This is a genomic window from Streptomyces rapamycinicus NRRL 5491, from assembly GCF_024298965.1.
Classification (GTDB): domain Bacteria; phylum Actinomycetota; class Actinomycetes; order Streptomycetales; family Streptomycetaceae; genus Streptomyces; species Streptomyces rapamycinicus.
On sequence record NZ_CP085193.1, the window covers coordinates 4881312 to 4894046 of the forward strand.

A 12735-nucleotide genomic window follows, 5' to 3' on the forward strand; every position below is an offset into this window, starting at 1 on the left:
GTCGATTGACTGGCAGGGCAGGGATGGGTGACCGAACCGGCGACGAGAGCGGCGCGCCGGCCGGGGCCTTATGTGATTGTGCGGGGAGATCAGGGGGGAGTGAGGAGGTGAGAGGAAGGGCTATGCGGCGCCGAGCGCGGGGAGGATCACGGCGTCGATGTACTCCAGGAGATACGTCTGGTCCGGCTGCTTGCCCTCGACGAGCGGTCGGGTGATGAACGCGCCGCACATCATGTGCACGACGTAGTTCAAGGCGGGCCGGTCCGGGGCGACTTCGCCGCGGTCGACGGCGCGCCTCAGCAGCGCGTGGAGCGCGTTGATCTCGGGGAAGATCAACAACTCTCGCAGGGCCTGATGAAGGTCCGGGTTGTCATGGCTTGCGTGGGCGAGTCCCCTCATCAGCGCGGCGTCCCGCTCATGGGCGGTCTCCGAGCACCGCGCGATCTCCCGCAGGTCCCCGCGGAGCGATCCGGTGTCGACGCCTTCGAGCAGAACGGGCTTGGTGTGCCGCAGCGCGGTCGCGACCAGCTGCGGCTTGCCTTTCCACTGGCGGTAGAGCGTGGCCTTGCTGGACCGGGTGCGGGCCGCGACGGCGTCCATCGTCAGACCGTCGTACCCGACCTCGCCCAGCAGCTCGACCACCGCCTCGTACAGCTCCCGCTCGCGTTCGGGGGAGAGTCTGCTGCGGCGCACCCGGGCGGTGTCGCGATCCTCCGTCGGCGGATCCGTGGTCCGCATGGGGTGTCGCCTCCCTCCGAACTCCGAAATCCCGAACGAAACGGTTTCGTACTCCTCCAGCATAAGCCCAGTCGTATCGAAACTACGCCGTTTCGTTCGTGGTTTCGGTCACACAACCGAGTTGCTCCGAATGGCGTAGCTCGAAAACATGGGTGGGGTGGAGCCTTACGCGTGCGACGACGACCTGGCGTACCTGCGATTTCCGCATCTGCACGGCGACTTGCTGTGCTTCGCGGCCGAGGACGATCTGTGGGCCGCCCCGCTGACCGCCCCGGGCGAGCCACCCGGGCGAGCGTGGCGGCTGACCGTGGACCGTACCCGCGTCGGACCTCCCCGCTTCTCCCCCGACGGCTCCCAGATCGCGTTCACCACCTGGCGCAGCCTCGACCCGGAGATCTATCTCGTCCCCTCGGCCGGCGGCCCGGCCCGCCGGCTGACCTACTGGGGCAGTACGGACGCCACGGTCCGCGGCTGGACCCCGCCGGACCAGGACGGCGCCTCCCAGATCCTCGCGGTCTCCTCCCATGAGCAGCCGTTCTCCCACTTCTCCTGGGCCTACAGCCTGCCCACCGACGGCAGCCCCGGCGGGCGGCTGCCCTGGGGGCCGGTGGCCGACCTCGCGGTGGCCGACCTCGACGGCGAGCGCCGCACCCTGCTGCTCACCGGCAAGCCGCCGCACGAGCCCGCCACCTGGAAGCGCTACCGGGGCGGCGCCACGGGCCGGCTGTGGCTGCACGGCACCCGGCTCGTGGAGAAGCTGAACGGCCACCTGGACGCGGCGATGTTCGTCGGCGGCCGGATCGCCTTCCTCTCCGACCACGAGGGCATCGGCAACCTCTACTCCTGTCTGCCCGACGGCACCGATCTGCGCCGCCACACCGACCACGCCGACTTCTACGCCCGGCACGCCTCGACCGACGGCTCCCGCGTCGTCTACCAGTGCGCGGGCGAGCTGTGGCTGGTGGACGACCTGAGCCCGGACGGCGAGCCGCGCAAGCTGGACGTACGGCTCGGCGGCGCGCGCACCGGGCGGCGGCCCTACCAGGTGCCCGCCGCCTCGCACATCGACTCGCTGTCGGTGGACACCACCGGCCGGGCCAGCGCGGTGTGCGTCCGCGGCAGCCTGTACTGGCTCACCCACCGCGACGGCCCCGCCCGCACCCTCGCCGACACCCCGGGCGTCCGGGTGCGGCTGCCCGTGATGCTGGGCTCGACCGGCCGGGTCGCGTACCTCACCGACGCGGAGGGCGAGGACGCCATCGAGATAGCCCAGCTGCCCCGGGCCACCGGCCCCGCCGAGCCGCGCCGGCTGGCCGCCGGCCGGCTGGGCCGGGTGCACGAGCTGGAGCCCTCACCGGACGGCGACCTGCTCGCGGTCGCCGCGGGCGACGGGCGGCTGCTGCTGGTGGACACCTCCCCCGACGGGGACGGCGAGGTCACCGAGCTGATCCGGTCGGACAACGGCCCGGTGGGCGACCTGGCCTTCGCCCCCGACTCGGCCTGGCTCGCCTGGTCCCACCCCGGGATAGGGCGCACCCTGCGCTCCATCAAGATCGCGCGACTGGCCGACCGGACCACGGTGGATGTGACCAATGGGCGGTTCGAGGACGAGGAGCCGGTCTTCACCAGCGACGGCCGCTATCTCGCCTTCCTCTCCTGGCGCGGCTTCGACCCGGTCTACGACGTGCACACCGGCGACCTCTCCTTCCCGCTGGGCTGCCGCCCCTATCTCGTACCGCTGTCCTCCGCCACCCCCTCGCCCTTCGCGCTGTCCCCCGAGGGGCGCCCGGCGGCGGGCGGTCTTGACCCGGACGTCAGCGGGGGCGAGGGCGACGGCGACGGCACGGTGACGGTCGAGGTGGAGGGGCTGGCCAGCCGGGTCACGGCCTTCCCCGTCTCCGCGTCCAAGTACTCCTCGCTGAGCCCGGTCAGCGGCGGCGGCCTGGTGTGGCTGCGCTGGCCGATCTCGGGCGCGCTCGGCGAGACGTTCGCCAGCCCGGACGAGACCTCGAGCCGCCCCACCCTGGAACACTTCGACCTGGCGAAGGCCAAGCGCACCGAACTCACCGGTGAACTGGACTGGTTCGTGGTCAGCGGCGACGGCACCCGGCTGGTGGCCTACGACGACGGCGATCTGCGCGCGATGCCCGCCACCGAGTCCGGCGACAGCGACTCCACCGTCCACCTCGACATGCGGCGGATCCAGCACACCGCCGATCCGGCGGCCGAGTGGCGGCAGGCGTACGACGAGGCCGGGCGCATCACCCGCCACTACTACTGGGACCCGGGGATGTGCGGTGTCGACTGGGGCGGGGTGCTCGACCAGTACCGTCCGCTGGTCGAACGCGTCGCCTCGCCCGACGAGTTCGCCGATCTGCTCCGCGAGACCCTCGGCGAGCTGGGCACCTCGCACGCCTACGTCAGCGCCGCGCGGCGCAACGAGGGGCCGTCCCACTACCAGCGCCCCATCGGACTGCTCGGCGCCAACCTCACCCGCGCCAAGGACGGGCGGTGGACGGTGGCCCGCATCCTGCCCGGTGAGTCCTCCGACTCCCGGGCCCGCTCACCGCTGGCCGGTCTGGGCATCCGGGACGGCGCCGTGCTCACCCATGTCGACGGGCGCCCGGTGGACCCGGTGGCCGGTCCCTATCCGCTGCTGACGGCCGCGGGCGGCACGACGGTGGAGCTGACCTTCGAGCCGCCGGACGGCGAGGGGCCGCCGCGCCGGGTCGCGGTCTCCCCACTGATCGACGACCGGCCGCTGCGCTACCAGGACTGGGTCGCCCAGCGCCGGTCCGTGGTGCGGGAGTTGAGCGACGGGCGGTGCGGCTACCTCCACATCCCCGACATGGGCGGCTCCGGCTGGGCGCAGTTCAACCGCGATCTGCGCCGCGAGATGTCGCTGCCCGCGCTGATCGTGGACGTCCGGGGCAACGCGGGGGGCAACATCAGCGAACTGGTGGTGGAGAAGCTCACCCGCAAGGTCATGGGCTGGGACCTCACCCGCAACGCCCAGCCCGTGTCGTACTCCAGCAACGCGCCGCGCGGGCCGATCGTCGCGGTCGCCGACGAGGCGACCTCCTCCGACGGCGACATGATCACCGCAGCCTTCAAGATCCAGGGCATCGGGCCGGTGGTGGGGCTGCGCACCTGGGGCGGGGTGGTCGGGATGACCGGCCGTCACCGCCTCGGCGACGGCACGTCGATCACGGTGCCGATGAACGCCGCGTGGTTCGACGCCTACCGCTGGGGCGTGGAGAACCACGGTGTGGAGCCGGACATCGAGGCGCCGCGCTCCCCCGTGGACTGGGCGGAGGGCCGCCATCCGCAACTGGGGGTCGCCGTCCGTACGGCACTCGATCTGCTGGAGCGGCATCCGGCCGCGACCCCACCGGACTACTCGGACGTCCCCGACCTCCGCCGCCCCCAACTCCCGCCGCGCAACGGGAACTGAGGGTGTGGGTGCAGGGGTGTATCCCCATGATCAATCATGGGGATACACCCCTCCCGCCCTATGTGCCGCCTCTGTGCGTCACATCTCCTCGAAGGGCTCCTGGTCCATCGTCTCGTCGCCCATGCCCGGCTGACGGCGCTCACGGCCCATCCGCTGGGACTGCCCGTGAGCCTCCGGCCGGTCCTGCTGGCCACGGCGCTGCTCCTGCCCCGGTTCCCGGCGGGAGCGCTCCTCCATCCGCTCACCGGACTGCATGCGCTCAGCCGACTGCATGCGTTCACCGGACTGCGGCTGCTGACCGCGCCGCGGCTCCTGGCTCCGCCCGCCCTGCTGCTTCCGCCTGGCCTGCTGAGCCTTCTCGTTCGACTGGTCCTTGGGGCCCATGTGTCACTCCTCATCGGGTGAATGGCGTCGGGCCCGACAAGAGTTACATGCACTGACTTTCTGCGCATTCCGGACCGGAGGGACCGAAGAAAGCCCAGGTCAGCACGGTTGACGGAGCGTTACCGGTGACGCTCCGTGTCCGCAGCGCCCGCCGTGCGCGCCTTCTCGTCCGCCGCGCCGCCCTCGCCCACCAGACCGCCCCGCGCCTCCCGGGTCGCCGCCAGCCGCGGCTCGGCGCGGCGCATCTCGCGCCGCCCCACGGCGTGGATGAACGCGGGCAGATAGCCGCGCATCGACTGCATACCGCGCAGCCACCACTGCGCGTACACATGCGCCGACCGGCGCTCGATGCCCGCCACCAGCCGGTCCACCGCCGGGCCCAGCGGATAGGTGCGGCCCGCGGGCCAGGGCAGCCGCTGCCGCAGCTCACGCATCACCTCGTCCCGGTCGGCGCCGCGCACCATATCGGTGTCCGTCCAGCTCAGATAGCCCACGCCGACCCGGACCCCACGGTGGCCCACCTCGGCCCGCAGACTGTGGGCGAACGCCTCGACCCCGGACTTGGACGCGCAGTACGCCGTCATCATGGGCGCGGGCGCGATCGCGGCCAGCGAGGCGATCTGCAGCAGATAGCCGCGGCTGGCGGTCAGCGCGGGCAGGAAGGCGCGGGCCGTGGTGGCGCTGCCCAGCAGATTGACCTCGATCACCCGCCGCCAGGCCGTCTCATCGGTGTCGAGGAACGGACCGGCCTGGGCCACTCCCGCGTTGGCACAGACGATGTCCACCGCGCCGAACCGCTCCACGACCTCCTCCGCCACCCGCGCCATCGCCTCGGCGTCGGTGACATCGGCGTGCCAGCAGGCGGAGTCGGTGGGCAGCCGCTCCGAGACCCGCTTCAGCTCCTCGGGTTCCAGGCCCACCAGCGCGACCTTCGCGCCGCGTGCGGAGAGCTTGCGGGCGAGCAACTCGCCGACGCCCCGCGCCGCGCCCGTCACCACCGCGACCTGGCCCTCAAGACCCCTGCGCGCACTCATGCCGTCTGCTCCTTCGCTGCCACTGCCGGGGATTCCTGAGAAGTGGGCTGGGATTCCTGAGAAGTGGGGTGGGATTCCTGAGAAGTGGGGTGGGATTCCTGAGAAGTAGGGTGGGGTTCCTGGGACGTTGTGAGATCGGTTTCCCGGGCCGTCCCGTACTCCTCGACCAGGCCGCGGATCACCCCGGTGACCGCCTCAGGATCCTCCAGCGGGGTCATATGGCCGAGCCCCGGGAGCTCGGTGAGGCCGGTGCAGTGCGGCAGCGCGGCGGCGAGGGCGTGGGCGTGCTCGGGCGGGGTGAGCCGGTCGGCGGTGCCGACGATGACGGCCGTGGGCACGGCCAGTTGACCGACCCGCGCGTCCAGTTCGAGGTCGGCCAGGACCCGGCCCCATCCGGCGCGTACGACGCGGGGGCAGGCGTGCAGGATCCGCGCGGCCACGTCCACCGTGGCCGGATCGGTGCCGGGGCCCATCGCGACGTACCGCACCAGCCGCTTGGCGAGCGGGGTGACCGGGCCCAGCGGGGCGCGTGAGCCGAGCAGCAGGCGGTGCACCCGCGCCCGTGCCCGCGGGGAGCGCAGCGGCACCACCCGCGACCGCTCCATCAGCCGTGAGGCACCGGTGCTGCACAGCACCGCGGCGGCCGCGCGCTCGCGCAGCATGGGACGGTCGGCCGCGGCGATCAGCGTCATCGCCCCCATGGAGTGGCCCGCCAGGACGGCCCGCCGACCGGGCGGAATGGTCGCTTCCAGCACCGCCACCAGGTCGTCGGCCAAGGCGTGGGGGCTGTAGCCGCCGGGTCCCGGGGCGGGGCTGCGGCCATGGCCGCGCTGGTCGTAGAGGATCACCCGGTGGTCGGCCGAGAGGGCGCGCAACACCGGCGCCCAGAAGGCCGTGGAGCAGACCCAGCCGTGCGCGAGCACGACGGCCGGGGCGTCCTCGGGGCCGTGCAGCTCCGTATGGATCCGGCTCCCGTCGGCCGAGACGACCGTCAGCTCGCGCTCCGGCGGGGGCGGTGCGTACGGCCCCGAGGGCTTGGAAGGAGCCCGCCTCACCGCGACCCCCTCCCCGCACCGGCCGTGGACACCGTGGCCTTGACCGGCCCGGTGCGCGGCCGCACCACCGTGTACTCGGCGAGGTCCACGCGCCGGGTGACCCTCCTCAGCTCGGACGTCGTCCCGGGCCACAGCGTGGTGTTGCGCCCGTTGTCGAGGTACCAGCTGTCGCAACCTCCGGTGTTCCACACCGTGCGTTCCATCCTTTCCTGGATCATGTCGGTGTACGCGCGCACCGCCGACGGCCGGGCGTCCAGCGCGACCTTGCCGCCGAGGGTGTCCAACTGGCGCAGATAGTCGGCCATATAGGCCAGCTGCGCCTCTATGACGAGGATCATCGAGCTGTTCCCGAGGCCGGTGTTGGGCCCGATGATGGTCAGGAAGTTGGGGAAGCCCGCGGGGGTGGTGCCGCGCAGCGCCTCCATCCCGCCCTTCCACTCCTCGGCGAGCGTCGTCCCGCGCGCCCCGGTCACCCGCTGGGCTATGGGGACGTCGGTCACATGGAAGCCGGTGCCGAAGATGATCACGTCGGCCTCGGTCTCGGTGCCGTCGGCACCGACCAGAGTGGCGCCGCGCACCTCCTTCAACCCCGTCGGGACCACGTCCACATGCGGCTGGGCGAGCGCCGGATAATAGTCGTTGGAGAGCAGGATGCGCTTGCAGCCGATGCGGTAGTCGGGAGTCAGCGCCGCCCGCAGCCCCGGGTCCTTGACCGCCCGTCGCATATGGGCGCGGGCCAGCCGCTCCACGAACCGCATCTCGCCCGGCCGTTTGGTGAAGGCCCCGACCTGCAGCTCCCGGATGCCCCACAGCACCCCGCGGCGCAGCGACCGGGTGGCCGGGATCTTCGAGTGCATCCATCGCTCGAGGCCGCTGATCCGGCGGTCCATCCGCGGCAGCACCCAGGGCGGGGTGCGCTGGAAGAGGGCGAGCCGGCCGACCTCACGCTGGATCGCGGGGACGATCTGGATGGCCGAGGCACCGGTGCCGATCATCGCCACCCGCTTGCCGCGCAGATCGGTGGTGTGGTCCCAGCGCGCGGAGTGGAAGACGGCACCGGGGAAGCCGTCGAGCCCCGGGATGTCCGGGATCCGGGGGTCGGCGAGCGGACCGGTGGCGCTGACCACCACATCGGCGGTCAGCGAGCCCCGCGCCGTCTCCACCTCCCAGTGCACCGCCTCGGTGTCCCAGCGCAGGGACCGCACCTCGGCGCCGAAGCGCAGGTGCGGCCGCAGCCCGAAGGTGTCGGCGACCCGCTCCAGATAGGCGCGGATATGGGGCTGACCGGAGAAGTTCCGGGGCCAGTCGGGGTTGGGCGCGAAGGAGAAGGAGTACAGATGCGACGGGACATCGCAGGCGCAGCCCGGATAGGTGTTGTCCCGCCAGGCGCCGCCGACCGCGTCCGCCCGCTCCAGCACCACGAAGTCCGTGATGCCCGCGCGGCGCAGCCGCACCGCCGCCCCCAGCCCGCCGAACCCGGCCCCGATCACCGCCACCCGTACATGCTCATGCGTCAGCCCAGCCATGCCGCCGCCTTCCACGAACGCGAATACGACCGTGCCAGCAATCACTGGCACGATGGGAGCGTAGGACAGGGATCTACCAAGCGGTAGGGGCTGTGGATAACGAAGTTACCGGCGGTCGCACCCGACCGGCCGCGGCATGGGCTTCGGCATAGGCTTCCCTCGTGGCGACGAGCGAAGCGGACGAGGTACGCGAGTACCGCATGGCGGAACTGGCCGAGAAGGCCGGGATCACCGTGCGCACCCTGCGCTTCTACCGGGAGCGCAAGCTGCTCCCACCGCCGCGCCGCGAGGGCCGGATCGCCTGGTACGACGACCACCATCTGGCCCGGCTGCGGACGATCGCGGCGCTGCTGGAGCGCGGCCACACCCTCGGCGGGATCGCCGAACTGCTCGCCGCCTTCGAAAGCGGCCGCCGGGACGTCGGCGAGCTGCTCGGGCTGCCCGGCACCGCCGCCTCCTGGCCCGCGGAGACCCCGGTCCGGCTCCGGCCCGAGGCGCTCGCGGACTACTTCCAGGGCGAGGTCACCCCGGAGAACCTCAGCACCTCACTCGACCTCGGCTACCTGGCCGTCGACGGCGACGAGATCGTCCACCTCAGCCGCCGCCTGCTGGACGTCTCACACACCCTGGTCGAACAGGGCGTCCCGCTGGCCGCCGTGCTCGGCGCGGCGCGCGAGGTGCGTGAGCATGTGGACGCGATCGCCGAGACCTTCGTCACACTGCTGCGCGCCCATGTGCTGGCGGACGCCGTGGAGCGCGGCGAGGACGTCGGCGAGACCGTGGAGCGGCTGCGGCCACTGGCGACGAGCGTGGTGGACGCCGAGCTGACGATGGCCATGAACCGCCGGATGCGGGCGGAGCTGGGCGAGGCGCCGCCCAGGGGCCACTCCGGCGATCAGTGAGCCCGCGGAGCCGGTGGGCCCGCGAGCCGGTGAGCCTGCGGAGGCCGGTGAGCCCGCAGGCCGGTGAGCCTGCGGAGGCCGGTGAGCTCGCGGAGGCCAGCGAACCCACAGGACCGCCGTCCCCCGCGAACCTCAGTGAGCCGGGCCGTAGGCCACCGTCACCGGGGCGTGGTCGCTCCACCGCTGGTCGTAGGCGGCCGCCCGCTCCACGGCCGCCTTGACCGCGCGCCCGGCGAGCCCCGGGGTGGCGATCTGGTAGTCGATGCGCCAGCCCGCGTCGTTGTCGAAGGCCCGGCCGCGGTAGGACCACCACGAGTACGGTCCGGCGACGTCCGGGTGCAGGGCACGCACCACGTCCACGTACGCCGCCTCCTCGAAGACGCTGGTCAGCCAGGCGCGCTCCGCCGGCAGAAAGCCGGACTTCTTCTGGTTGGCCTTCCAGTTCTTGAGGTCGGCCTCCTGGTGGGCGATGTTCCAGTCGCCGCACACCAGCGCCTCGCGCCCACTGGCCGCCGCCCGCTCGCGCAGCTCCTTCAGATACGGAAGGAACTCCGCCATGAAGCGCTCCTTCTCGTCCTGGCGGTCCGTGCCGACCTCACCCGAGGGGAGGTACAGGCTGCCGACGGTCACGCCCGGAAGATCGACCTCCACATAGCGGCCGCTGCCGTCGAACTCGGACGATCCGAAGCCGACCCGGACGCCCTCCAGCTCGCGCCTGGCGTACACCGACACCCCGGCCCGCCCCTTGGCGGCCGCCGGGGCGTGCACCACATGCCAGCCGTCGGGTTCGCGGACCGCCTCGGGCAGCTCCTTGGGTTCGGCGCGCACCTCCTGGAGGCACACCACATCGGCCGCGGTACCGTCCAGCCAGGGGACGAAGCCCTTCTTGGCGGCGGCGCGCAGCCCGTTCACATTCACGGTCGTCACGGTGAGCACGCCCGGCACGATACGCGACAAAAACAACGGCCCCTCCCCCCGCATAGAAGTACGATCCATCGCATGGACGTTCGAGTCATTCGCTACGATCACCCTGACGCCCGCAAACTCGACGCGGAAGTGCAGGTGGAGTACGCCGAGCGCTACGGCGACGGCGATCTGACGCATATGGACGCGGCCCACTTCGACCCGCCGCACGGCCTCTATCTCATCGTCTACGACACGGACGGCACCCCGATCGCGAGCGGCGGCTGGCGCAGCCAGGAGCGCGGCGAGGAGGGCTACGAGGACGGGGACGCCGAGATCAAGCGGATGTTCGTGGTGCGCGCGGCGCGCGGGCGGGGGCTGGCCCGGCGGATCTTGGCGGCGCTGGAGGACAGCGCGCGGGAGGCGGGGCGGATGCGGATGGTCCTGGAGACCGGCACCGAGCAGCCCGAGGCCATCGCGCTGTACACGTCGTCCGGCTACACCCCGGTGACCAAGTTCGGGTTCTACCGCTTCGAGGAAAGCAGCCGCTGCTACGCCAAGCTCCTTACGGACGCGACGGACGCGCAGGGTGTGGCGGACACGACGGACCATACGGACGGACTCGCGGGCGCACCCGTAAGCCCATGACGAAGGGCCCGCTCCGAACGCGGAGCGGGCCCATTGACGCCTGTCGCGTATCCGCGAGCCGATCAGCCCTGACCGGCGAACTTCTTGCTGATGGCCTCGAACACGCCCTTGGCCTCGGCGCCCAGATGCGGCCCGGCGAGCCAGGTGTGCCCGTACGAGCCGATCGAACTGTTGGACACCAGCACCGTCTTACCGCCGTGGTTGACGAACCAGCCACCGCCCGAGGTACCACCGGTCATCGAGCAGCCGATCCGGTACATCGTCGGCGAGGTGGGCGAGAACGACAGCCGGCCCGGCCTGCTGGTGCAGTTGAACATCTTCGCCCCGTCGTACGGCGGGGCCTGCGGATAGCCGTATGCGCCGATCGAACTCACCCGGTCCGCCGACGGCGCCCCGAACCACACCGGCACCGAGGCCCCGACCGTCTCCTGGAGCGACTTGCCACCGCCGTTCTCGGGCTTCAGATGCAGCACCGCGAAGTCGTACGCCGACCCGACCCCGCCGGTCTTACCGCCGTTCGCGATCCACTCGGACGAGGTCTGCGACCAGTCCGCCCACCACACGCCGTAGGGGCTGACCTCGTTCTGCGCCGCCGACTGGGTCTGCTCGGCCGGGAGTCCGTTGTCGTTGTACGAGGGCACGAACACGATGTTGCGCATCCAGCCGCCCTGCTTGCCCGAGTGCACACAGTGGCCCGCGGTCCACACCAGGTTGGACTTCCCCGGGTGGGCCGGGTCGTCGATGACCGTCCCGGAGCACACCATCGGCCCCTCGGGGCTGTCGAAGAACACCTTCCCGACCGGCGCCATGTTCTGGTGGTACGGCCGCGAGACCTGCTTGGCCGGCACGGCGGGCGGCTCGGGGTCCGTGGCCGCCTGGTCCTGGCCGGCGCTCTGTGTGGAGACGGTGTGCGACGAGTCCTTCGCCTTGGACATCCTGGACGGCTGCCAGAAGTTCTTGATGATCGGATTGGCGAATTCCGATGCCTTGCGGGCCCACTTGTCCCAGTCCTTCCAGCCGCCCTCCTTCCACTTCTTCAGGTCGTCCAGACTCGTCGGGACGCCATCGGGCAGCTTGATCCCGTCCTTGGCCTGCTGCCCGGTGGACGCGGCCGAGGAGCTCGACGAGGAAGCCGCCTCGTCGTCACCGGGCCCGCAGGCCGAAGCGGAGACCACCAGCAGCGCGGTCATGGCCGCGGCCGCCACGGTGGAACGGCGTATGAGTGGCATGGAGCCTTATCCCCCTGTTGTGGTGCAGTTGTTGCGCTGTGATGTGTTGTGCCGCCCTCTGTCCTACGGCGCTTTCACGCCATGGAGCCACAGGACCGGGCACCTACTATGCCCGTGCCCCTGGCCTGCGCCATCACCTGTCCCCCGGCCCGCACCAAACACGAACGCGGTAAGCACGATTCCATGACATCGCGGCCCGCCGACCACCTCGTCGGCGCCCGTTCCACCCGAGCGGATCAGACCCAGTGGCGGCGCGCGGAGATCTCCTCAAGGCTTGATCGCATACGAACACGGGCCTCCTGTGCCAGGGGTCTGCTCTGCGGCGCTTTCGAAGGAGACACGCCATGGCCGCTTCTGGGGGTTCCCGACGTTCGGAGAGCGATGTCGCCGGATTCACGGCCTCGCCGCAGCTCGCCCAAGCGCTGCAGCAGATCGTGGTGGACCTCGTCGAACTGCATCTCCAGGGCAAACAGGCCCACTGGAACGTGGTCGGCCACAACTTCCGGGACCTGCACCTTCAACTGGATCAGATCGTGGACGAAGCCCGCGAGTCGGCCGACACCATCGCCGAACGCATGCGCGCCCTGGCCGCCGTCCCGGACGGCCGCTCCGAGACCGTGGCAGCGACCACCACACTCCCCGCCTTCCCGGCGGGCGAGGCGAACGTGAGCGCCGTCGTCGACCTCATCACCGCCCGACTGCGCGCCACCGCGGACACCCTCCGCACCCTCCACGACCAGGTCGACAGCGAGGATCCCTCCACGGCCGACCTGCTGCACGCGATCATCGACTCCCTGGAGAAACACGCCTGGATGGTCAGCGCGGAAAACCGCTCCGCCTGACCGCCGCCGCACGGGCATCG

Annotated in this window: 11 protein-coding genes; 4 read left to right on the forward strand and 7 right to left on the reverse strand. The window is 71.5% G+C overall.

Annotated features, from left to right (window positions below; all coding sequences use genetic code 11):
- Window positions 1-120: 120 nt before the first annotated feature.
- Window positions 121-738 carry a TetR/AcrR family transcriptional regulator gene (locus LIV37_RS20105; RefSeq protein WP_020868947.1) on the reverse strand — a complete coding sequence of 206 codons (618 nt, stop codon included), beginning with the start codon at window positions 736-738 and terminating at the stop codon, window positions 121-123.
- A 157-nt stretch (window positions 739-895) separates the two neighbouring features.
- Between LIV37_RS20105 and LIV37_RS20110 the strand changes: the two genes are divergently transcribed.
- Window positions 896-4192 (forward strand): S41 family peptidase, encoded by a 3297-nt coding sequence (locus LIV37_RS20110; protein ID WP_243146200.1) that lies wholly within the window; start codon window positions 896-898, stop codon window positions 4190-4192.
- A gap of 78 nt (window positions 4193-4270) precedes the next feature.
- Here LIV37_RS20110 and LIV37_RS20115 read toward each other — a convergent pair whose 3' ends face one another.
- The 4 genes from LIV37_RS20115 to LIV37_RS20130 form a co-directional block, all read right to left on the reverse strand.
- Window positions 4271-4576 carry a hypothetical protein gene (locus LIV37_RS20115; protein ID WP_020868949.1) on the reverse strand — a complete coding sequence of 102 codons (306 nt, stop codon included), beginning with the start codon at window positions 4574-4576 and terminating at the stop codon, window positions 4271-4273.
- A gap of 119 nt (window positions 4577-4695) precedes the next feature.
- A complete protein-coding gene (locus tag LIV37_RS20120) occupies window positions 4696-5610 on the reverse strand; it encodes an SDR family oxidoreductase (RefSeq protein WP_020868950.1) in 915 nt (304 codons plus the stop codon).
- Entirely contained in the window at window positions 5607-6665 is a 1059-nt protein-coding gene (locus LIV37_RS20125; protein ID WP_020868951.1) for an alpha/beta fold hydrolase, read from the reverse strand. The genes LIV37_RS20120 and LIV37_RS20125 overlap by 4 nt, the downstream gene beginning before the upstream one ends.
- The gene (locus LIV37_RS20130) at window positions 6662-8191 is read right to left on the reverse strand and encodes a flavin-containing monooxygenase (RefSeq protein WP_020868952.1); all 1530 of its coding nucleotides are present in this window, start codon (window positions 8189-8191) and stop codon (window positions 6662-6664) included. Before LIV37_RS20130 ends, LIV37_RS20125 begins: the two co-directional genes overlap by 4 nt.
- Window positions 8192-8391: 200 nt before the next feature.
- On the opposite strand from LIV37_RS20130, the gene LIV37_RS20135 reads away from it, so the two are divergent.
- Window positions 8392-9093 carry a MerR family transcriptional regulator gene (locus tag LIV37_RS20135; RefSeq protein WP_020868953.1) on the forward strand — a complete coding sequence of 234 codons (702 nt, stop codon included), beginning with the start codon at window positions 8392-8394 and terminating at the stop codon, window positions 9091-9093.
- A 132-nt stretch (window positions 9094-9225) separates the two neighbouring features.
- Here the strand turns inward: LIV37_RS20135 and LIV37_RS20140 are convergent, their stop codons facing one another.
- On the reverse strand, window positions 9226-10029 hold the full coding sequence (locus LIV37_RS20140) for an exodeoxyribonuclease III (protein ID WP_121824722.1): 804 nt from the start codon (window positions 10027-10029) through the stop codon (window positions 9226-9228).
- A gap of 63 nt (window positions 10030-10092) precedes the next feature.
- Between LIV37_RS20140 and LIV37_RS20145 the strand changes: the two genes are divergently transcribed.
- The gene (locus LIV37_RS20145; RefSeq protein ID WP_121824721.1) at window positions 10093-10644 is read left to right on the forward strand and encodes a GNAT family N-acetyltransferase; all 552 of its coding nucleotides are present in this window, start codon (window positions 10093-10095) and stop codon (window positions 10642-10644) included.
- Between the two features lie 62 nt (window positions 10645-10706).
- On the opposite strand, the gene LIV37_RS20150 is transcribed toward LIV37_RS20145, so the two are convergent.
- Window positions 10707-11873, reverse strand: coding sequence for a trypsin-like serine peptidase (locus LIV37_RS20150; protein WP_020868957.1), 1167 nt, complete (start codon window positions 11871-11873; stop codon window positions 10707-10709).
- Between the two features lie 344 nt (window positions 11874-12217).
- On the opposite strand from LIV37_RS20150, the gene LIV37_RS20155 reads away from it, so the two are divergent.
- Window positions 12218-12715, forward strand: a complete 498-nt coding sequence (locus tag LIV37_RS20155) for a Dps family protein (protein ID WP_020868958.1) — start codon at window positions 12218-12220, stop codon at window positions 12713-12715.
- The last annotated feature ends 20 nt before the right edge of the window (window positions 12716-12735 follow it).

Bases quoted from the DNA above. Each gene is read 5' to 3' on its own strand.
- LIV37_RS20105 (WP_020868947.1), bottom strand. From the start codon at position 738: ATGCGGACCACGGATCCGCCGACGGAGGATCGCGACACCGCCCGGGTG.
- LIV37_RS20115 (WP_020868949.1), bottom strand. From the start codon at position 4,576: ATGGGCCCCAAGGACCAGTCGAACGAGAAGGCTCAGCAGGCCAGGCGG.
- LIV37_RS20120 (WP_020868950.1), bottom strand. From the start codon at position 5,610: ATGAGTGCGCGCAGGGGTCTTGAGGGCCAGGTCGCGGTGGTGACGGGC.
- LIV37_RS20130 (WP_020868952.1), bottom strand. From the start codon at position 8,191: ATGGCTGGGCTGACGCATGAGCATGTACGGGTGGCGGTGATCGGGGCC.
- LIV37_RS20135 (WP_020868953.1), top strand. From the start codon at position 8,392: ATGGCGGAACTGGCCGAGAAGGCCGGGATCACCGTGCGCACCCTGCGC.
- LIV37_RS20145 (WP_121824721.1), top strand. From the start codon at position 10,093: ATGGACGTTCGAGTCATTCGCTACGATCACCCTGACGCCCGCAAACTC.
- LIV37_RS20150 (WP_020868957.1), bottom strand. From the start codon at position 11,873: ATGCCACTCATACGCCGTTCCACCGTGGCGGCCGCGGCCATGACCGCG.
- LIV37_RS20155 (WP_020868958.1), top strand. From the start codon at position 12,218: ATGGCCGCTTCTGGGGGTTCCCGACGTTCGGAGAGCGATGTCGCCGGA.